Raw genomic sequence first — 21,251 nt, 5'->3', positions numbered from 1 at the left:
TATGAAGTATGCAAATATTATTGTAGATATATCGGTAGAAAAACTGGATAAAACTTTTCAATACAGCATCCCGGAAAATCTGCAGGAGGAAATACAGGTTGGTGTACAGGTGGATATTCCATTTGGAAATCGTAAACTGACAGGGTATGTCATTGAACTGACGGAGGATGCCGAATTTGATCCCAGACGGATTCGCCCCATTATTTCGGTACATGAGGGAAGCGTGGCAATGGAATCCCAGCTCATTGCACTGGCCGGATGGATGCGGAAGAATTACGGTTCCACCATGAATCAGGCACTAAAGACCGTACTCCCGATCCGCAGGCAGACGAAAGAAGTACAGAAGCGGGAGATTGTATTACTGATTCCGAAGACAGAGGCGCAGCAGAAACTGGCACTCTTTGAACAGAAACACTATACGGCGAAAGCAAGGCTGCTGCGGGAACTGATACAGGAATCCGTACTGGATTATTCGCTTGTCACCGGAAAACTGAATATATCAGCAGCAGTGATCCGGGGTATGGCACAGCAGCAGATTCTTAAGGTGGAGAGCAGCAGACAGTTTCGCAATCCTGTGTCACATCTGGATCAGAAGGGATATCATCTGACACTGAATGAAAATCAGCAGCGTGTTGTGGACACAGTATGTTCGGATCTGGATGCTGGAATTCATAAAACGTATCTGCTCAGGGGGGTAACCGGAAGCGGAAAAACAGAAGTTTATATGGAACTGATTGCGCATACGGTGGCACAGGGACGGCAGGCAATTGTCCTGATCCCGGAGATTGCACTCACCTATCAGACCGTGATGCGGTTTTATAACCGGTTTGGAGACCGGGTATCAATTATGAATTCCAAACTTTCCCAGGGAGAGCGCTTTGATCAGTTTGAACGTGCCAAGGCGGGGGATATTGATATTATGATCGGACCCAGGTCTGCGTTGTTCACACCATTTCCGCATTTAGGGCTTATTATTATAGATGAGGAACATGAAACGTCTTATAAAAGTGAGACGGCACCGCGGTATCATGCCAGGGATGTTGCAATCGAGAGGGCGCGCATGAATGATGCATCGGTACTTCTTGGTTCTGCCACTCCTTCAGTGGACAGTTATTATCAGGCAATGCAGGGAAAATATCAGCTTCTGACGTTGTCTGAGCGTGTGGAGAAGAAACCGCTGCCGGATTGCGAGGTCGTAGATCTGCGCAGAGAACTTCGGGCAGGAAACCGTTCCATCTTTTCGGAGAGATTGCAGGAACTGATGGAAGACCGGTTAAAAAAACGTCAGCAGATCATGCTGTTTTTAAATCGGAGAGGAATTTCCGGATTTATTTCATGCAGAGCCTGCGGATATGTGATACAATGTCCTCATTGTGATGTTTCGCTGAGCCAGCATGCGGGAGGCCGGATGGTCTGTCATTATTGCGGATATGAGCAGCCATTGCCAAAGATCTGTCCATCCTGCGGCAGTAAATATTTAGGCGGATTCAAGGCGGGCACGCAGAAGATTGAGATGCTGGTGCAGCAGAGATTTCCACAGGCACGTGTGATGCGTATGGATTTTGATACCACACGGACCAAGGATGCTTATGAGAAGATTCTGCATGCATTTGCCAATCAGGAGGCAGATATCCTGATCGGCACACAGATGATTGTCAAAGGGCATGATTTTCCGAATGTGACGCTGGTAGGAGTACTTGCCGCAGATATGTCTCTGCATGTTCCGGATTTTCATGCATCGGAGCGGACGTTTCAGCTGCTGACCCAGGCGGTGGGACGTGCCGGGCGGGGAAAGGAACCGGGACAGGCGGTAATCCAGACGTATGATCCGGATCATTTTGCAATCCAGACCGCAAAGGAACAGGATTACGATGCATTTTATAAGCAGGAGATTGCCTATCGGAGAATGCTTGCCTATCCGCCGGTGTGGCAGCTGTTTCTGATTCATTGTACGGGAACCGATCCGCAGGTGACGACAGCTGCAGCCAGGGATCTGGCAGAATTTCTGCATCGCGTGATATCACAGAAAGGAAAAAATATTATGCTGGTAGGACCGGCAGATGCATCCATTGCAAAAATCAGTGATGTTTACCGAAAGGTCATTTACATGAAGGCGCCGGAATATGCGACGCTGGTGGCATGTAAGGATCTGGTGGAACGAAAAATAAAAAATAACAGCACATTTTCCAATGTGTCTGTACAGTTTGATTTTAACCCAACAAGTGGTTTTTAGGAGGTAATTATGGCACTTAGAACAATTCGAATTCAGGGAGATCCCGTACTGACAAAAGTATGCAGACCGATTCCGGAGGTGACGGATCGCATCCGTACTCTGGCGGAAGATATGCTGGAGACCATGTATGAGGCAAACGGTGTAGGTCTTGCGGCACCGCAGGTTGGAATTTTAAAACGTATGGTAGTCATTGATATCGGGGACGGACAGGGACCGTTTATTATGATCAACCCGGAAATTATCGAGTCTGACGGAGAGCAGACCGGAGATGAAGGATGCTTAAGTCTTCCGGGAAAAGCAGGTCAGGTTACACGTCCGAACCATGTAAAAGCAAAATTTTATGATCTGGACATGAATGAGTGGGAAGTAGAAGGCGAAGGTCTGATGGCACGCTGCATTTGCCATGAACTGGATCATCTGGATGGACATATGTATACAGAAAAAGTAGAAGGCGGACTTCATGATGTGAATTATGAGGAGCCGGAAGAGGAATAATATGAAAGTAATTTTTATGGGAACACCGGATTTTGCGGTGAATACATTGGAAAAGATCATAGAAGCCGGACACGAGGTTATGCTTGTGGTTACACAGCCGGACAAACCAAAGGGACGCGGGAATACCATGCAGTTTCCACCGGTAAAGGAATGTGCGGTTTCCCATGGACTGGAAGTATTCCAGCCGGTAAAAATCCGGGAAGATGCAAGTGTGGAATATTTGAAAAAGTTTGCGCCGGATATCATCATAGTGGCGGCTTTCGGGCAGATTCTTCCAAAGAGTATTCTCGATCTTCCGAAATACGGATGCATTAATGTACATGCATCCCTGCTTCCAAAATATCGTGGTGCCGCACCGATCCAGTGGGCGGTCATCAATGGAGATGAGATCACGGGAGTTACGATTATGCGCATGGATGTCGGACTGGATACCGGAGATATCATTGCCAAAAAACAGGTGCGCATTGCAGAAGATGAGACAGGTGGAAGTCTGTTTGACAAGCTGGCGGCAGTCGGCGCCGAGCTGTGTGTGGAAACCATGCAGATGCTGGAAAACAAAACGGCGACCTTTACACCGCAGGACAATGAGGCGAGTACCCACACAAAGATGATTTCCAAGGAGCTGGGAGATATTGACTGGAAAAAGCCGGCGGTGGAGATTGAGCGCCTGATCCGTGGATTAAATCCATGGCCGAGTGCCTATACCCATCTGGATAATAAAGCGTTTAAGATCTGGAAAGCCCGGGTGGTGGAGACAGATGGCGCTTATGCACCGGGTTGTATCTGTAAAGTTGGAAAAAATACGATGGTGGTACAGACCGGAGAGGGTGGACTGGAACTTTTGGAAGTACAGCTTGCCGGTAAGAAACGGATGGATGCAGGATCATTTCTGCGTGGCTATCCGGTTGCAGAGGGATCTTTTTTACAGCAGTAAGACGGAGGTAGATTTATGCCATACATTTATTGGGACAGTACCTATATATTGGTTGTTATCGGTGCAGTGATCTGTATGATTGCATCTGCACGGGTAAAGACAACGTTCAACAAATATTCCGCATACCGCAGTATGTCAGGAATGACGGGAGCACAGGCGGCAGAGCGGATTTTGCACGCAGCAGGAATCTATGATGTGCGGGTGCAGCATGTATCGGGAAATCTGACCGATCATTACAATCCTGCCAATAAGACACTCAATCTTTCCGACAGTGTCTGCAATCAGACTTCGGTTGCAGCTGTGGGGGTGGCAGCACATGAATGCGGACATGCGATCCAGCATGCCAGAGGATATGTGCCGCTTCGGCTGCGTACCGCATTTGTGCCGATTGCAAACTTTGGTTCCATGCTTGCATGGCCGGTGATCATTCTTGGTGTGATCATAAACAGCCGTTCCTCCATGATGCTTATCAATATCGGAATTCTGCTGTTTTCGTTTGCTGTGTTATTCCAGCTGATTACGCTTCCGGTTGAGTTTGATGCTTCGCGTCGTGCGATGGTTCAGCTGAGGGAACAGGGAATCCTGGGAGATCAGGAACTCCATTACACAAGAAAAGTTCTTACAGCAGCAGCACTCACGTATGTGGCAAGTGCAGCAGCTGCGATTCTGCAGCTGCTTCGAATCGTTTTACTGTTTGGAGGAAGAAGTCGTGACGACTAAGGTCAATGAGAGAGCACTGGTGCTGGAAATGCTTCTGGCGGTCAATGAGGAGGGACAGTACAGTCATCTGGTCCTCCGCGATGTGCTCGATAAATATCAGTATCTGGGAAAACAGGAACGCGCTTTTCTGACGCGCCTGATGGAAGGAACGCTGGAAAGACAGCTGACACTGGACTATGTGATCGATCAGTTTTCCAAAACCAGAGTAAAGAAAATGAAACCGCTCATCCGCAATCTTATGCGCATGAGCGTTTATCAGATTATGTATATGGACAGTGTGCCGGATTCCGCAGTGTGCAACGAGGCGGTAAAGCTTGCGAGAAAGCGTGGGTTTTCTGGCCTGAGCGGATTTGTCAACGGTGTGCTGCGTAGTGTGGCAAGAGGATGGAGAGAAGTTCGCTTCCCGAATCTGAGCGTTACATATTCGATGCCGGAATGGATCGTGGACATATGGACCGAAAATTATGGAGAGGAAAAGACCCGTCAGATTCTGGAGGGACTTACCGCAGAAAACCGGCTGACGATCCGTACCAATCTTTCCGCTGTGACACCGGAAGAACTCGTAAACAAACTTAAATCAGAAGGGGTGACAGTACATGCGGTTCCGGAACTGCCGTATGCTTTTGAAATATCCGGGCTGGATTATCTGGCGGGACTGAAAAGTTTTAAAGAAGGGCTGTTTTATGTACAGGATGTCAGCTCCATGCTGGTTGCGGAAACTGCGGCACCGAAAAAGAATGATTATGTGATTGATGTGTGTGCGGCACCGGGAGGAAAGAGTACCCATATGGCAGAACTGCTTCAGGGAAGTGGTATGGTAGAGGCAAGGGATCTGACAGAATATAAGGTGGATCTGATCCGGGAGAACATAGCCAGACATGGATTGTCAAATATGAAAGCGGTACAGATGGATGCAACGGTGGATGATCCGGATTCCCATCAGAAAGCGGACGTCTTAGTCTGTGATCTGCCGTGTTCCGGACTTGGCGTTATGGGAAAGAAGACGGATATCCGTTATAAGATGACCAAAGAAAAGGCGGCAGAGCTTGCAAAACTGCAAAGACAGATTCTTTCTGTTGTATGGGATTATGTCAGACCGGGCGGGACACTTGTGTACAGTACCTGTACGATCCACCGGTCAGAAAATGAGGATAACACCGCATGGTTTTTAAAAGAACATCCGGAATTTTCCCTGGAATTCCAGAGACAGATTTTCCCGGGAGAAGCCGGAAGTGACGGATTTTTTCTTGCAAAGCTGGTAAGGAGTAAATAAGAGGATGAGTGAAAAGACAGATATTAAGTCCATGGATCTGGAAGAATTAAAAACCTTTTTTTCCGATATGGGGGAGAAAGCGTTTCGTGCAAAGCAGGTATATGAGTGGTTGCATGTGCGGCAGGTGGAAAGCTTTGAGGAGATGACGAATCTTTCCAAAACCTTGCGGGAGAGACTGGATGAGACCTGCAGGATCATCACACTCAGAAAAGAACAGGTACAGATTTCAAAACTGGATGGAACCCGCAAATATCTGTTTTTACTGGAAGACGGAAATGTCATTGAGAGTGTGCTGATGAAATATAAGCACGGAAATTCCGTATGTATTTCTTCACAGGTCGGCTGTCGGATGGGATGCCGGTTCTGTGCATCAACACTGGACGGACTGGTGAGAGGACTTGCACCGGCGGAAATGCTGGATCAGATCTATCAGATTGGTAAGGATATCGGAGAGCGGATTTCGAATGTTGTTGTCATGGGCACCGGGGAACCGATGGATAATTTTGATAATCTGGTAAAATTTATCACTTTGCTGACGGATGAGAACGGACTTCACATCAGCCAGAGAAACCTGACTGTTTCCACCTGCGGAATTGTTCCGCGGATGCGGGAACTGGCGGATAAAAAACTTGCGATTACGCTGGCATTATCTTTACATGCTTCCAACCAGAAAAAACGTCTGGAGCTGATGCCGGTGGCGAACAAATATGACATTCATGAAGTAATTGATGCCTGCAGGTATTATTTTGAACAGACCGGCAGACGTGTGACGTTTGAGTACAGTCTGGTAGGTGGTGTCAATGATACAAAAGAAGATGCAAAAGAACTGACGGAACTGATCCACGGGATGAACTGTCATGTAAATCTGATTCCGGTGAATCCGATCAGGGAGCGGGATTATGTGCAGTCAAATGCACATGTCATCGAAGCTTTTAAGGAGAAACTGGAACGGAGTGGTTTAACGGTGACAGTACGCCGTGAGATGGGGCGTGATATTGATGGTGCCTGCGGACAATTAAGGCGCAAGTACAAAGAGAATCAGAGACTTGCATAACGAAAAGTCATGTGCTAAGATAGACAGATGATGGAAGAGTATGTATATTACATGTAATTGAGAAAGGATAAAGCGGATGAAGACGTATTCCATAACGGATACAGGCATTCTTCGTGAAATGAATCAGGATTATTTTTTCGCGTCGGATGAACCCGTTGGGAATCTCCCGAATCTGTACATTGTTGCAGATGGCATGGGGGGACACAAGGCAGGAGATTACGCATCGCGTTACACAACGCAGCGCATCGTTGCATCCGTGTCCCGGAGTTCGGGAGAAGAACCAGTTACAATTTTAAAAGAGGCAATAACAACTGCAAACAGACTTCTGATCACAGAAGCTGCAGAAGATGAAGCGAAAAAAGGTATGGGGACGACACTTGTTGCAGCCACCATTATTGACGGACGGCTTTATGTTGCAAATGTCGGAGACAGCAGACTGTATATCATCGGTACGGATGGCATCCGGCAGATCACGAGGGATCATTCTCTTGTGGCAGAGATGGTCAGGATCGGTGAAGTAGGTGCAAAGGAAGCACGTGAGCACCCGGACAAAAATATTATCACCCGCGCAGTCGGTGCAGGGGAAGAAGTAGAGGCAGATTTTTTTGAAGTGGAATTAAAGAAAGATGACCACATCTTAATCTGTACGGACGGACTCACGAATATGGTGGAAGACGAAGAAATCTGCAGTATTATTCTGCGGGATGCTTCCATTGAGGAACGCGCCGGACTTCTTGTAAAAACTGCAAATGACAACGGTGGAAAAGACAATATTACAGTAATGATTATAGAACCATTTTCTTGATGAGGTGAAAGAATGTTAACAGTTGGGACGTATTTAGCAGATCGCTATGAAATCGTAAGTAAGATTGGTGCAGGCGGAATGTCCGATGTTTATAAAGCAAAGGATCATGTGCTTGGCCGTTTTGTGGCAATAAAAGTATTAAAACCGGAATTTTCGGAAGATCGTGGATTTGTAGCAAAATTTCGCACGGAGGCACAGTCAGCAGCAGGGCTGGAGCATCCAAATATTGTAAATATCTATGATGTAGGAAGCGAAGAGGGGCTTCATTATATCGTCATGGAATATGTTGAGGGAATCACACTTAAGACATACATTGAAAAGAAAGGACAGTTATCCTTTAAGGAAGCCGTCAGTATTGCCATTCAGGTAGCAAGAGGTATTGAAGCTGCCCACAACAAACAGATCATCCATCGGGATATCAAACCGCAGAATATCATGATCTCCACAGAGGGAAAAGTCAAGGTCATGGACTTTGGTATTGCCAGAGCCGCATCTTCCAATACCGTCAGCTCGGATGTGATGGGATCGGTTCATTATTCTTCTCCGGAGCAGGCGAGAAACGGGTTTGTAGACGGAAGAAGCGATATTTATTCTCTGGGTATTGTTATGTATGAAATGGTAACCGGACGTGTACCTTTTGACGGAGATACAACGGTTGCAGTCGCTATTCAGCATCTGCAGGAAGAGATGACACCTCCAAGTGTTTATGCAAAGAATCTGCCGATCAGCATGGAGAAGATTATCTTAAAATGTACACAGAAGAATGCGGACCGCCGTTACCAGACCATTGGAGATCTGCTGGCGGACCTGCGCAGATCGCTGGTACATCCGGATGAGGATTTTGTTGTGATTGCTCCGCTTGTGGACAATGGAAAGACCAAGGTCATCAGTGGGGAAGAATTAAAGCAGATCAAAGAACACGGGGTGGAGCCAAAAGAAGACAGGCACGCTTCCAAGCTGGAATCTTCCTATGATCCGGATGAGGATGAGGACGATGAGGATGAGGACGAAAACGAAGGACTCAGTCCGAAGATGGATAAGGCAATGACCATCATGGGAATTGTGGTGTTTGTTGTAATCCTTGCAGTGATTATTTACCTTGTGGGAAGTTTCTTTGGCTTATTCCGTTTTGGCAGTAATTCATCAAAGAATACAGAAACGCAGACGCAGACACAGACGCAGACACAGACACAGACAGAAAGTGAACAGCCTGTCATGGTACAGAATGTATGCGGAAAGTTACAGGAGGAGGCACAGTCTGAACTGGAAGCACAGGGGCTGTATATGTTTGTTATTCAGGAGCAGAAGTCGGATCAGCCGGAAGGAACCGTTCTGAATCAGGACCCGGTTGGTGGTTCTGAAGTATCTGCCGGAACGACAATCAATGTAATTGTTGCCGGAACCGAAAATGTGGATTTCACAGATTCGGAGAGTCAGAGTGAGCAGAACGATGTTCCGGTTCCAAATGTAGTTGGAAAACTGGAAAAAGATGCTTCTTCTACCCTTTCGGCTGCCGGATTTAAAGTGTCCAAAACATACAAATATGATGATTCCGTAGATGCAGGAAAGGTTGTTTCCCAGAGCCCGAGAGGCGGAAATGCACAGGAGGGAAGTACGGTTACGATTGTGATCAGTCAGGGAAAGAAGTCTAGTACGGTGCCATCTGTTCAGGGTCACTCCAAGAAAGATGCACAGGCGGCTTTGCAGAAGGCTGGCTTAAAAGTTGCAGTGAAAGAAGAATACAGTGATTCTGTCAAAGCAGGTCAGGTAATTTCACAGAGTGTAGCATCCGGCAAGATTGTGCCGGCAGATACAACGGTAACGATTACGGTAAGCAAGGGACCGGAAGAGATAAATTACAGCTATAAATTCTCAAAGTCATATGCAGCACCGGAAGGAGCAGTCAGTGCAACTTATACACTGACGGGAAGTGATGGCACGACCTATGCAAGCGGAACCAGTGATGTCGATGGTTCTCTTACGATCGGGGCATCCGATATGGCATGTGAGTCCGGTAAAGTGACGATTACCTGGAGCATTGAAGAAATAGATGATGAAGGTCTTTCCGATACGTCTACAAAGACAGAAACACATTCTGTCAGCTTTTCAAAACAGTAGGTAATATATGAAGGGAAAGATTGTAAAAGGAATTTCCGGTTTCTACTACGTTCACGTGGCAGAAACCGGAATTTATGAATGTAAGGCAAAAGGAATTTTCCGTAATCAGAAGATCAAACCTCTCGTGGGTGATGATGTGGAAATCGTTGTACTGGATGAAGAAAAAAAGATTGGAAATGTAGAAAAAATTCTTCCACGTACCAGGGAACTGATCCGCCCCGCAGTGGCAAATATCGATATGGCACTCGTAATTTTCGCGGCTGCAAAACCGGACCCGAATTTTAATCTGCTGGATCGCTTTTTGTGTATGATGGAATATCAGAAAGTTCCGGTTACGATCTGCTTTAACAAATGCGATCTGGTGACGGAAGAACAAAGAGAAGTATTACGAAAAATTTATGAACTGGCGGGGTATGAGCTGCTCTTTACAAGTGCAAAGACACAGGAAAATGTGGAAAAACTCAAATCTGTGTTGCAGGGAAAGATGACGGCAGTGGCAGGACCGTCCGGAGTAGGAAAATCTTCGCTGATCAATGATCTGCAGGATGCGGTGCAGATGCAGACCGGAGGAATCAGTGACAAGATTGAGCGGGGAAAACATACGACACGCCATTCGCAGATTATACCAATTGCGGAAAACACCTATATTATGGATACTCCGGGGTTTAGTTCTATGGATCTGCCCGGATTTTCCAAAGAGGATCTGTGGACATGTTATCCGGAGTTCGTGCGTTTTGAGCCTGGATGCAGATTTATCGGATGCAGTCACATCGGAGAGCCGGATTGTGGCGTTAAGACTGCACTTGCAGAAGGAAAAATATCGCAGGTGAGGTATGACAATTACGTGCAGCTTTATCAGGAAATGAAGAATATGCGCAAGTATTAGGAGGAATCAATGAACTGTTTATCACCGTCAATTTTATCGGCAGATTTTGCTAATCTGGGAGAACAGATTCGGTTGCTGGATCAGGCAGGTGCGGAATATGTACACATCGATGTTATGGATGGAATGTTTGTTCCGAGTATTTCGTTTGCATTTCCGATCATTCGTTCCATTCGTAAATGTACCGATCGGATTTTTGATGTCCATCTGATGATTGAGGAACCGATTCGCTATATAGATGATTTTGTTGACGCGGGAGCGGATATTATTACGGTCCATGCAGAAGCATGCAGGCATCTTGACCGCACAGTGGAGGCAATCAGGGAAAAGGGAGTTCTGGCCGGTGTGGCATTAAATCCGGCCACTCCGCTGGAAACTGTCCGATATATTCTTCCGAAGGTGGACATGCTTCTTATCATGACCGTTAATCCGGGATTCGGAGGACAGAAACTGATTCCGTATACGTTAGATAAAGTGTGTGAAGCGAGAAATCTTGTGAAGCAGTCCGGATGTAAGACCGATATTGAAGTAGATGGGGGAATTAATCTGGAAAATGTGGAAGAAGCCATGGATGCAGGAGCCAACATAATTGTGGCAGGTTCTGCGGTTTTCAAGGGAGAGATCGAAAAGAATGTGGAAGCATTTCTGGAAAAGTTGCAAAGGCAGGGGTAGAAGATGAAGTATTTAATTGTTTCCGGGGGAGAAGTGAAGGAAGGTTTTTTAACCTGGATTGTAAAAAATGGAGGATTTGATGTCATATTAGCGGCAGATGCGGGAATGGAAGCATTGTATCGGGATCATATTCTGCCGGATATCATAGTGGGGGATTTTGATTCGGTAAATCCGGATACCCTTGAATATTTTCATGACAAAGAGCAGATCGAGGTGTGCATGCTGAATCCGGAAAAGGATGATACCGACACGGAATATGCGATCCGGGAGGCCATTCGCAGAGGTGCAATGGAGATTGTGGTCATTGGTGCAACCGGTACCAGAATTGATCATGTACTGGGCAATATCAGTCTGCTTGGTATTGGTCTGGAGGAACAGATAAAGATCAGCCTGGTCGATGAACATAATCGTATCCGCATGATTAATCAGCCGTTGACGATCCGGAAAGCGGAGCAGTATGGAAAGTATGTTTCTTTGATTCCATTTTCTGAAAAAGTAAGTGGTGTTACCCTGCGTGGATTAAAGTATCCGCTTACGGATTATACGATGGGAGGATTTAATTCTCTCGGAATCAGCAATGAAATTGTTTCAGATGAAGCGTCAATTTCTTTATCTTCCGGACAACTTATTGTAATTGAATCAAAAGATTGAAGATTTTATGAAATGACGGAAAAATGGTACGAAAGAAGTAATTTGTACCATAAAAAATAGCAAATATTATGGAAAAATGCTTGCATTGGAGTAATAAGTCTGCTATGATTATTACGACGAAGGTGTCAAAAGAGAATTCTTTTGACGCCTTTTTTGCGTTTAAAAGTATAAAAGAATGGAGGAAGATTAGATGAACGCAGGGGATACGGGATTTATGCTGATATGTTCAGCTCTGGTGTTTTTTATGACACCTGGATTAGCCTTTTTCTATGGAGGACTGGTGCGAAGAAAGAATGTCGTCAGCACCATGATGGCATGCGCAGCGATTATGGGATTGTCGGTTGTCATGTGGGTATTGTTTGGATATTCACTGTCTTTTGGTGGAAATCATGCAGGAATTATTGGAGATTTCCGGTGGTTTGGATTGCATGGAATTAAAATGAATGAAGCAGGTCCATATGCGTCGACGATACCGCATCTGGTTTATATTGCATTTCAGATGATGTTTGCCATGATTACGCCGGCTTTGATCACGGGTTCCCTTGTGGGTCGTGTAAAATTTAAGGCATTGTTTTTATTTATTATGTTCTGGTCCGTCATTGTATACTACCCAATGGCGCACATGGTATGGGGACAGGGAGGATTTCTTGCAGAGATCGGATCGGTTGATTTTGCCGGAGGAAATGTGGTACATATCAGTTCCGGTGTCAGTGCACTGGTATTTTCCATTATCCTTGGCAGGCGAAGAGGATATGAACAGACGGCATACCGGGTACATAACATTCCGTTTGTAGCACTCGGAGCATTTATTTTATGGTTTGGATGGTTTGGATTTAACGCAGGAAGTGCATTGGCAGCAAACGGACTGGCAGCACATGCATTTATGACAACTGCACTTGCCAGTGCAAGCGCCATGATGTCCTGGATGTTTATTGATGTGATCAAGGATGGAAAGCCTACCCTGGTAGGTGCCTCTACCGGTCTGGTTGTTGGATTGGTTGCAATTACACCGGGAGCTGGATTTGTTCCGATCTGGTCGGCAATTATCATTGGAGCACTGGTCAGCCCGATCTGCTGTGGTACCATTTCCCTGTTGAAAGGAAAATTAAAGATTGATGATGCACTCGATGCATTTGGCTGCCATGGCATCGGAGGAGTCTGGGGAGGAATTGCAACCGGATTGTTTGCAAAACATTCTATCAATCCGGTCGCCCGCTGGGATGGACTGTTTTTTGGAAATTACCGTTTATTTGTTGCACAGATTATTGGAATTGTTGTGACAGTTGCCGTGGCGATTGTCGGTACACTGGTCTGCCTTGGCATTGTAAGATTGTTTACGGAGCTTCGTGTAGATGAAAAAGCAGAAAAAGTTGGTCTGGATATTTCGCAGCATGGAGAGAGTGCGTATCCGACATTTAATGGTCTGGATTCATAAGTCCCAGAAACAGACCTCGTATGTTATAATGGATCCGTCAGTTATTTCGAGACAGAGATAAATCTGGTAGTATAAAATAATCATGTATAAGGAGAAAAAAGAAGCTTATGATGATAAAAGTGGAAGCAATCGTCCGGGAAGAAGTTTTTGAGGATGTAAAGGAAGCATTAAACGCGATTGATGTGAATGGTATCACCGTATCACAAGTGATGGGATGCGGTGCACAGAGGGGATATAAAAAGAGAGTGCGTGGTACAGAAGTAGATGTTATGATGCAGCCGAAGATTAAGTTTGAGATTGTGGTATCGTCCGAGGAATGGGAGAAAGCGACCATTGATGCCATTCAGAAGGCTGCATTTACCGGAGAAGTCGGGGATGGAAAGATTTTCAGCTATGAGATCCGTACTGCTACAAAGATCCGTACCAGAGAGAGCGGGGCTGACGCCTTAAATTAGATTTTTAACAGAATCTACAGCATTGAGTTTTGGTTTTGGTAAACAATAAAAAGAGCATCCACATGGGATGCTCTTTTTGCATATCGAATTTACCTGATACAGGGAAATTATAACTGAGGACCAGCAGAAACCAGTGCCTTACCAGCTGCATTTCCTTCATACTTGGAGAAGTTCTTGATGAATCTTGCTGCAAGATCCTTAGCCTTTGTCTCCCACTCAGAAGCATCAGCATAAGTATCACGAGGATCAAGAATTCCTGTATCTACACCGTTTAATTCGGTTGGTACTTCGAAATCGAAGTAAGGAATCTTCTTAGTAGGAACGTTGTTGATATCTCCGTTTAAGATTGCATCGATGATTCCACGGGTATCTTTGATAGAGATACGCTTTCCGGATCCGTTCCATCCGGTATTTACGAGGTAAGCCTTAGCGCCGCTCTTCTGCATCTTCTTAACGAGTTCCTCAGCATACTTTGTAGGATGTAACTCAAGGAATGCCTGTCCGAAGCAAGCAGAGAATGTAGGTGTAGGCTCAGTAATTCCACGCTCTGTACCAGCAAGCTTTGCAGTAAATCCGGAAAGGAAGTAGTACTGTGTCTGCTCTGGAGTCAGAATAGATACTGGAGGAAGTACTCCGAAAGCATCTGCTGACAGGAAGATTACGTTCTTTGCTGCTGGAGCAGAAGAGATTGGACGTACGATATTCTTGATATGATCGATTGGGTAAGAAACACGAGTGTTCTCGGTAACGCTCTTGTCTGCGAAATCGATCTTGCCGTTTGCATCTACAGTTACGTTCTCAAGAAGAGCATCTCTTCTGATTGCGTTGTAGATATCTGGCTCAGAATCCTTATCCAGGTTGATAACCTTAGCATAGCATCCACCTTCAAAGTTGAAAACGCCGTTGTCATCCCAGCCGTGCTCATCATCACCGATCAGGAGACGCTTAGGATCTGTAGAAAGTGTAGTCTTTCCTGTTCCAGACAGACCGAAGAAGATTGCTGTATTCTTGCCATCTAAATCTGTGTTTGCGGAGCAGTGCATAGAAGCCATACCCTTGAGTGGAAGGAAGTAGTTCATCATAGAGAACATACCTTTCTTCATTTCTCCGCCGTACCATGTATTGATGATAACCTGCTCTTTGCTTGTGATGTTGAAAGCTACACATGTCTCAGAGTTTAATCCTAACTCTTTGTAGTTTGCAACTTTAGCCTTAGAAGCATTGTATACTACGAAATCAGGCTCGAAATTCTCAAGTTCTTCAGCGGAAGGCTTGATGAACATGTTTGTTACGAAATGTGCCTGCCAAGCTACCTCTACGATGAAACGGATAGCCATACGGGTGTCTTTGTTTGCACCACAGAATGCATCTACAACGAAAAGTCTCTTGTTGCAGAGCTCTTTCTTTGCAATATCCTTAACAACTGCCCATGTGTCCTCTGTCATTGGGTGGTTGTCGTTCTTGTACTCATCAGATGTCCACCATACAGTGTCCTTTGAGTTATTGTCCATAACGATATATTTGTCTTTTGGAGAACGTCCGGTGTAGATACCAGTCATTACGTTAACTGCACCAAGCTCTGTCTCCTGACCAACTTCATATCCTTCAAGGCCAGCTTTTGTCTCTTCTTCGAATAATTTCTCATAAGAAGGGTTGTGAACGATTTCTGTGGTACCGGTGATACCATACTTGCTTAAATTGATTTCTGCCATCTTGATTTAAACCTCTTTCTTTATAGTATAGTAAGAAAAAATTCCTTTTTCCCTAATTTAGTATTATACATAATTACCCAATAAAATCAATAAAATTTGTATGAAATTTTCCCGTTTTTGAAATTTTGGGGGAATTTGGTCACATGTTTTTTTCCTGTACTTTTTTCACGGTTTCAATGAAGTGTGTTACATCGGCATCCGGTTCTTTGGCATAGAGAATTCCGTAAGGGATCGGGTGGTCCCAGTCAACAGGGAGTGTTACAAGAGCCGGATGGACATCTTTCCAGCATTCAATTGTGACCATGAGGTTCTGGGACTGTTCACACTGGTTAAATACCTCAATATCGTAAAACTGCGGAGCATCTGCAATGTGAATCTGTGGATGCTTCAAAATCTCGGCGCGGATTGCATCGACGGTATCGGAATCGCCTTGTTTTACCATCATAAGTGTTTCTCCATAGAGATCTTCGATGCGCAGGCGTTTTTTTGACGCCAGCCGGTGTTCACGCGACATAGAAATGCAGTGCTGATAAGTGCCGAGAGGCAGAAAGTTACAGCGGTCCAGCCAGAGCGCAGAGTCACAGACTCCGATGAGAAAATCAAATTTTTTGCCCAGGGAGGAAATTTCGGTAAGAATGCCCTGATGGTCGTCCTCAAAAGGAACAATGTGCAGCCGGTAACCCGGAAACGAAGCATTTACTTTGTACCACAGATCCATAAAAGGTTTGCACGGATTGAGAAGCGAACTTCCGATACAAAACGTTTTTTCAGAAAGGCTGGCAGCGGCACGGGCTTCCGCGATGGCATTCCGGGAATAAGAAAAAAGGTATTTGGCATGGCGGTAGATCACCTGACCGGCGGGGGTCAGATGCAGTCCCTGGTTAGTGCGGTGAAACAGTTTCATGTCCAGCTGTTTTTCCAATGCGTTTACCTGTTTCATGACAGAAGGTGCGGACAGATAAAGTTTTTCCGCTGCTTTGTTAAAACTTCCGCAGTCAGCGGCACAGACAAAAACAGTGAGTAAATGATTGAACATATGGAAAATACCTCCTCATATGTATTGCTTATAAGTTAATACGATATTATAATATCGATTCTTCTACGTCAAGAAAAGCGCGGTTAAAATACAACTAAGAAAAGAATAAGGGAGATTTAAAAGTATGAAGTACGAAGAAAGAGCAGCATTTGAACAGGCAGATGCCTTTGGAATCGGAGCACCGAATGATGCATATGCGCAGTATTTTGTCGGAGATTCCTTTTTGAATCCGTTGACCGATCCGAAAGAATGTCCGGTTTTTATGGCAAATGTCACATTTGAGCCGGGATGCCGGAATAACTGGCATATTCATCACGCAGACAAAGGTGGTGGACAGATCCTTGTCTGTACCGCCGGCGAGGGTGTATATCAGGAGTGGGGCAAAGAGCCGCAGATTCTGCATCCGGGGGATGTGGTATATATTAAACCGGGTGTAAAGCATTATCACGGAGCGGCAGCAGATTCCTGGTTCAGTCATATTGCGGTGGAATGTCCGGGAGAAAACTGCAGCAATGAGTGGTGTGAGCCGGTAACGGATGAGCAATATAACAGTGCTAAAATAGAGAGGTTTTAAATTATGGCAGTAAAACAGACAGCAGGAAGAACACAGTTGGGAGAGTTTGCACCAAAGTTTGCAGAATTGAATGATGATGTGCTTTTTGGTGAAGTGTGGAGCAGAGAAGAACAGCTTTCCCTGCGTGACCGTTCCCTTGTGACGGTTGTGGCACTGATGGCACAGGGACTTACCGATGAATCATTCAAATATCATCTGCAGAGTGCAAAGGCAAATGGTATTACCAAAGAGGAAATAGCAGAGATCGTTACACATGCAGCGTTTTATTGCGGATGGCCGAAAGCATGGGCAGTGTTCCGCATGGCAAAAGAAGTATGGAATGAGGAAAAATAGGGAAGTATAAATAAATATAAAATATACATTGAAAGGAAGAAAAACATGTTAGAAAATACATATACACTGGAAAAACGGAATTAAAATCCCCAAATTAGGACTCGGTACCTGGTTTATCGATGATAGCAAAGTGGCAGAAGCGGTAAGAGAAGCCGTAAAAATTGGTTATCGCATGATTGATACGGCGCAGGCGTACGGCAATGAAGTGATATGTTGTGAAGTGTAGATGTCAGATTTCCCAAAACAGTGTTTTTAGCGGAAACCTCCATCTGCTAGTCAAATGCAAGCATTTGACTCTCGCGACATTCGCCAAATTGACACGCCAGCGTGTCAGCTTGGCTCATTGTTCGCGGATATAACACAACATAGGCGGCTGGCTCATTTGTGGTGAATGATAGATTGCAGATGGTGTATTAAGAAGGTGATACTCTTTTAACTGAAACTGTAAACATTTAGCACAAAGGAAGGAGCAGCGTATGGAGTTAACATATCATTGGGAAGGCGATGTATTGATTCCAGATTTGGAATTGGAAGATGGAAGCAATTATCAGATTGGCAAATATGGCAGAATGCGACAGAGGTATTTGTTTGAAAATCATCATGCCATGTATACACATCTGGTTCTTACGGAAAAATTGTGGAAACATCTGGAAGAAGTAGATATGGAATGCAATGACATGATGGATATGCTTACGGTAAGAATGGCTGAGCGTGAAGGTGTGACGGAGCATTTGAAGTCAGTAGATCAGCTTGGATGGGTGCGGAAGATGAATAACATCCGGAGCAGAGCAGAGGAAGTAGTGTTGCATGATCTGATTTATAGATAAGAATAAAGCAGGAATCGTCATGGTTCCTGCTTTGTCTTACCATATATACGAGAATGGAGCTATTGGTTGTTATTATCATTCTCATTGACTGCTTCATCTAGCAGTAATCGAGATTCCAGCTCATCCGTTGAAGGCAGTAATGTTGCAAGATTTTCTGGTAAGAAATTCGATAATTCGTATGCTGAAATTGCTATTGGTTCGTTGGAACTGTTAACAGCATATTTGGCTAATACATTATTTTTTTCTTTGCAGATGATCAAGCCAATAGTTTTTCCATCGGAATCCATTTTGACAATATCGTCAACAATGTTTATATAAGTACCTATCTGACCAATATCACGAGATTTGAATTCTTTTATTTTGACCTCTACTACGACATAACAATGTAGGTTTAGATGGTAGAATAACAAATCAATATATTCCTCTGTGCCTTCTATAGGTAAAGGGTATTCTCGACCGACAAAGGCGAACCCTTTTCCCATTTCAATTAAAAGATTCATAACCTTTTCGGTCAGGGCATCTTTTAATTCTTTTTCGTTATAGTCACGATTTAAAGCAATAAAATCAAAATTGTAAGGATCTTTTGTTATTTCCTGAGCTAAATCACCGGTGTAAGCCGGTAGTGTTGTTTGAAAATTACTTATTGCCTTGCCTTGGCGTTCATATAGATTAGTGTCAAGGAAGTTTAGAAGAACAGCTCTTGACCAGTTATTCTTTATTACTTCATCAACGAAGAACATTGCTTTTTCGGGTTCATCTTTGCATTTATCAACAATTAATTTTATATGTCCCCATGGAATGGCATATATTTCTGCCCCAACTTGAGGCAGATTTGTAGCCTCCGGTAATTCTGCCCCAAGTTGGGGCAGAATTTCACCAAATAAATTGTAGTATCTTTTCATGTATCTCAAATTAGTGGTTGAAAATCCTTTTGCACCTGGGAACATCTTTTTTAAATCTTCACTTAAAGTTTCAAAAAAAGCACCGCCCCATTTGCTTTCAGCCTGCATGTTAACGATATCCTTGCCGATTGACCAGTAGAACCTAAGCAACTCGTCATTAACCTTGATAGATGCTTTTATTTGTGTATTTTTAAATCTTTTTTTAACATGTTTCAGCCATTCGACATAATCTTTATCAATTCTAATCATATTGTCCATAGTATTTCCTCCAGATATGTCATTTATTCATTATTCATCTGTTTTATTTTTCTTAGCCCTTGTTTTATAGACATTATACTGATTCTTGCATTTCGGAGAGCAGAACTCATTTCCCTTACGGCTTGCGATAAATGCCCTGCCACAGTGCTTACACAGTTTCATATCGCAGTCAGAATCCGTAAGCATAAAAGAGAAGCACATCTGGATCATGACGAGCAGGGAATGGAAGTTCCATACGATAACCGGGGTAGTTTCCGCTAATGCGATATGGTAAGTCGGGGATATGCCGCCAAATGCAGACATACCCTGACGATACAGGTTTTTTGTCTGTTCGTCCAGACGGTCATAGTCCAAATAATATAAGAAGCTTGTAGTAAAGGTAAACGCCCAGTCGGAAAATTCTTTCACCAGCCAGTCATAGCGTTCTGCATATTCCTTCTGAAAACTCATCGTAACAGCCTGTGGATTCTTTCCCGTTGCAAGTGCGATTGCAATGCCATCCTTGTCGGATACCGACCAACTTGATTCTACCCCTTTTTTGTGAAAATCCATCTTATCAAATGGATAAAAATAATCGAGATAACTTTCTGTTGATAGAGATTCTTCTTTAATAAAATGGTTTTTTGGAAGATATACAGATTCATAGGTGATAAATTCCGCAGTTGTCGGAAGTGCAGTCATAAAGCCTAAAAATCCGTAGGAATTGATGAAACGAAGAACCATACTTTTCAGTTCATCTTCTGGTGCTTTATGCATGACCTGCAAACCGATATTGACAGCATCCAGTACAAGTGATTCTGCATCTTTCATAGGATTATACATTTCTGGTTTGGCATCCGCAGATACTACAATATATAAAGTCCCATCCTCGGCGGTACGGTATTCATAACTGCTGTACCGTATCCATGGGGAACTGGTATGTTCAAATAGATTTTTCATGAAAAGCCTCCAATCTGATTTCACTGGAATCAGAGCAATCGTCTGAAATTCAATTCGTATAACTTCTATATAAAGAAACTGTAATCTATTAACAATTCTATTCGATTACACATTATAGGTCAAGGGTTATCATTCTGAAATTTCAACGCAATTTTCTTTTGACAAAACATTAAAAGTATCATATTACCCTGTTATTTATTTCAGGCAGCATAGTCACTGTTTTTCAGAATTCTTTTCGTCTTTAGTTCTTACCCCGTTTTCAAGAAAATATTTTTCGTCCAATGTAAGTGTCCAAGGCAGATGAAGCAGCCTTGTTTCAAGAGCAGTCTTATATTTCTTTCTTATCTGCTTTATGGCAGTTTCCCTCACACCACGCACATTGCGGTCAGTCTTTCCGTTCAACTCAGCGTATTGGAGTGTGGAATATGAACGGACAACCACATAGTACAAAAGCTGTTTCTGGTGTTCCTTCATATTCTTTAATATCAGGCATAAATCCTGACTGCGTACAAGCTCATGGATGTAATCCGGCTCATCAAAGATATAATCAATAAAATCGCCGGCAAGTATCTGCTGCCACAGCACCATATCATAGTTGGCATTACCGGGCAGGATATAATCAGAGGCGTGCCATTCAAGCGGTACTTCAGAGCGTCCGATTTCATGGTACCGCTCTCTGCGTTCCCTGTTGTCATCAAGTTTATCCCACCACGATATAACATTTGCGAATTCTTCCTCGGTTCGTGCACTTTCTTCAAGACGGCTGATTGCCAATGCACGGGCTTCCCTGTGCAGCATAGTTTTCTCACTGGAAGAATCGTTGTATTCCGGTATTAAGTTTTGTTTGCGGAAAGCTTTTAGTTCCTCATATTTTGGCAATTTAATCAGTCCTTAAAAATTTTTTCAAAAATAATTTCAAAACACTTCCGATTTTGTAGCCGT

General features: G+C 44.2%; 22 protein-coding genes. 17 read left to right on the top strand and 5 right to left on the bottom strand.

The window, feature by feature from the left end; all coding sequences use genetic code 11:
- Position 1 precedes the first annotated feature (1 nt).
- The 13 genes from priA (at position 2) to M72_RS13850 (ending at position 13,728) form a co-directional block, all read left to right on the top strand.
- Positions 2-2,233, top strand: a complete 2,232-nt coding sequence (gene priA / locus M72_RS13910) for a replication restart helicase PriA (protein WP_055068646.1) — start codon at positions 2-4, stop codon at positions 2,231-2,233.
- Positions 2,234-2,242: 9 nt separating this feature from the next.
- Positions 2,243-2,728 carry a peptide deformylase gene (gene def / locus M72_RS13905; RefSeq protein WP_022045771.1) on the top strand — a complete coding sequence of 162 codons (486 nt, stop codon included), beginning with the start codon at positions 2,243-2,245 and terminating at the stop codon, positions 2,726-2,728.
- Between the two features lies 1 nt (position 2,729).
- Positions 2,730-3,662: a methionyl-tRNA formyltransferase gene (gene fmt, locus M72_RS13900; RefSeq protein WP_055068645.1), complete on the top strand. Its 933-nt coding sequence runs from the start codon at positions 2,730-2,732 to the stop codon at positions 3,660-3,662.
- A gap of 15 nt (positions 3,663-3,677) precedes the next feature.
- A complete protein-coding gene (locus M72_RS13895; protein WP_022045769.1) occupies positions 3,678-4,382 on the top strand; it encodes a zinc metallopeptidase in 705 nt (234 codons plus the stop codon).
- A complete protein-coding gene (gene rsmB, locus M72_RS13890; RefSeq protein WP_055068644.1) occupies positions 4,372-5,655 on the top strand; it encodes a 16S rRNA (cytosine(967)-C(5))-methyltransferase RsmB in 1,284 nt (427 codons plus the stop codon). Before M72_RS13895 ends, rsmB begins: the two co-directional genes overlap by 11 nt.
- A 4-nt stretch (positions 5,656-5,659) precedes the next feature.
- The gene (gene rlmN, locus M72_RS13885; RefSeq protein WP_022045767.1) at positions 5,660-6,709 is read left to right on the top strand and encodes a dual-specificity RNA methyltransferase RlmN; all 1,050 of its coding nucleotides are present in this window, start codon (positions 5,660-5,662) and stop codon (positions 6,707-6,709) included.
- A 76-nt stretch (positions 6,710-6,785) separates the two neighbouring features.
- Complete coding sequence (locus M72_RS13880) at positions 6,786-7,514, top strand: Stp1/IreP family PP2C-type Ser/Thr phosphatase (RefSeq protein WP_022045766.1); 729 nt, start codon at positions 6,786-6,788, stop codon at positions 7,512-7,514.
- A gap of 12 nt (positions 7,515-7,526) precedes the next feature.
- Positions 7,527-9,632 (top strand): Stk1 family PASTA domain-containing Ser/Thr kinase, encoded by a 2,106-nt coding sequence (pknB, locus tag M72_RS13875; RefSeq protein WP_022045765.1) that lies wholly within the window; start codon positions 7,527-7,529, stop codon positions 9,630-9,632.
- Positions 9,633-9,639: 7 nt separating this feature from the next.
- A complete protein-coding gene (gene rsgA / locus M72_RS13870; protein WP_022045764.1) occupies positions 9,640-10,518 on the top strand; it encodes a ribosome small subunit-dependent GTPase A in 879 nt (292 codons plus the stop codon).
- Between the two features lie 9 nt (positions 10,519-10,527).
- Positions 10,528-11,187: a ribulose-phosphate 3-epimerase gene (gene rpe, locus M72_RS13865; RefSeq protein ID WP_055068643.1), complete on the top strand. Its 660-nt coding sequence runs from the start codon at positions 10,528-10,530 to the stop codon at positions 11,185-11,187.
- 3 nt (positions 11,188-11,190) lie between these two features.
- Positions 11,191-11,838, top strand: a complete 648-nt coding sequence (locus M72_RS13860; protein ID WP_022045762.1) for a thiamine diphosphokinase — start codon at positions 11,191-11,193, stop codon at positions 11,836-11,838.
- 190 nt (positions 11,839-12,028) lie between these two features.
- On the top strand, positions 12,029-13,273 hold the full coding sequence (locus M72_RS13855; RefSeq protein ID WP_055068642.1) for an ammonium transporter: 1,245 nt from the start codon (positions 12,029-12,031) through the stop codon (positions 13,271-13,273).
- 107 nt (positions 13,274-13,380) lie between these two features.
- Positions 13,381-13,728, top strand: a complete 348-nt coding sequence (locus M72_RS13850; protein WP_022045760.1) for a P-II family nitrogen regulator — start codon at positions 13,381-13,383, stop codon at positions 13,726-13,728.
- Between the two features lie 107 nt (positions 13,729-13,835).
- On the opposite strand, the gene pckA is transcribed toward M72_RS13850, so the two are convergent.
- Together pckA and M72_RS13840 are read right to left on the bottom strand one after the other, a co-directional pair.
- Positions 13,836-15,440: a phosphoenolpyruvate carboxykinase (ATP) gene (gene pckA / locus M72_RS13845; RefSeq protein ID WP_055068641.1), complete on the bottom strand. Its 1,605-nt coding sequence runs from the start codon at positions 15,438-15,440 to the stop codon at positions 13,836-13,838.
- Positions 15,441-15,579: 139 nt separating this feature from the next.
- The gene (locus M72_RS13840; RefSeq protein WP_055068640.1) at positions 15,580-16,476 is read right to left on the bottom strand and encodes a LysR family transcriptional regulator; all 897 of its coding nucleotides are present in this window, start codon (positions 16,474-16,476) and stop codon (positions 15,580-15,582) included.
- 124 nt (positions 16,477-16,600) lie between these two features.
- On the opposite strand from M72_RS13840, the gene M72_RS13835 reads away from it, so the two are divergent.
- From M72_RS13835 to M72_RS13825, 4 genes are all read left to right on the top strand, one after another.
- Positions 16,601-17,050: a cupin domain-containing protein gene (locus M72_RS13835; protein ID WP_055068639.1), complete on the top strand. Its 450-nt coding sequence runs from the start codon at positions 16,601-16,603 to the stop codon at positions 17,048-17,050.
- Between the two features lie 3 nt (positions 17,051-17,053).
- A complete protein-coding gene (locus M72_RS13830) occupies positions 17,054-17,383 on the top strand; it encodes a carboxymuconolactone decarboxylase family protein (protein ID WP_055068638.1) in 330 nt (109 codons plus the stop codon).
- Between the two features lie 130 nt (positions 17,384-17,513).
- Positions 17,514-17,609 (top strand): hypothetical protein, encoded by a 96-nt coding sequence (locus tag M72_RS18140; protein ID WP_334291990.1) that lies wholly within the window; start codon positions 17,514-17,516, stop codon positions 17,607-17,609.
- 250 nt (positions 17,610-17,859) lie between these two features.
- Positions 17,860-18,210 carry a TnpV protein gene (locus M72_RS13825; protein ID WP_055068637.1) on the top strand — a complete coding sequence of 117 codons (351 nt, stop codon included), beginning with the start codon at positions 17,860-17,862 and terminating at the stop codon, positions 18,208-18,210.
- 59 nt (positions 18,211-18,269) lie between these two features.
- Here the strand turns inward: M72_RS13825 and M72_RS13820 are convergent, their stop codons facing one another.
- The 3 genes from M72_RS13820 to M72_RS13810 form a co-directional block, all read right to left on the bottom strand.
- Positions 18,270-19,370, bottom strand: coding sequence for a PDDEXK nuclease domain-containing protein (locus tag M72_RS13820; RefSeq protein ID WP_055068636.1), 1,101 nt, complete (start codon positions 19,368-19,370; stop codon positions 18,270-18,272).
- 30 nt (positions 19,371-19,400) lie between these two features.
- Positions 19,401-20,309, bottom strand: a complete 909-nt coding sequence (locus tag M72_RS13815) for a hypothetical protein (RefSeq protein ID WP_055068635.1) — start codon at positions 20,307-20,309, stop codon at positions 19,401-19,403.
- 213 nt (positions 20,310-20,522) lie between these two features.
- Positions 20,523-21,188: a hypothetical protein gene (locus tag M72_RS13810; protein WP_055068634.1), complete on the bottom strand. Its 666-nt coding sequence runs from the start codon at positions 21,186-21,188 to the stop codon at positions 20,523-20,525.
- Positions 21,189-21,251: the final 63 nt, after the last annotated feature.

It is taken from the genome of Roseburia faecis (assembly GCF_001406815.1).
GTDB classification, from domain to species: domain Bacteria; phylum Bacillota; class Clostridia; order Lachnospirales; family Lachnospiraceae; genus Roseburia; species Roseburia faecis.
The sequence above is the reverse complement of the archived record's forward strand: the minus strand, read 5'-3'. Positions and strand labels throughout refer to the sequence as shown.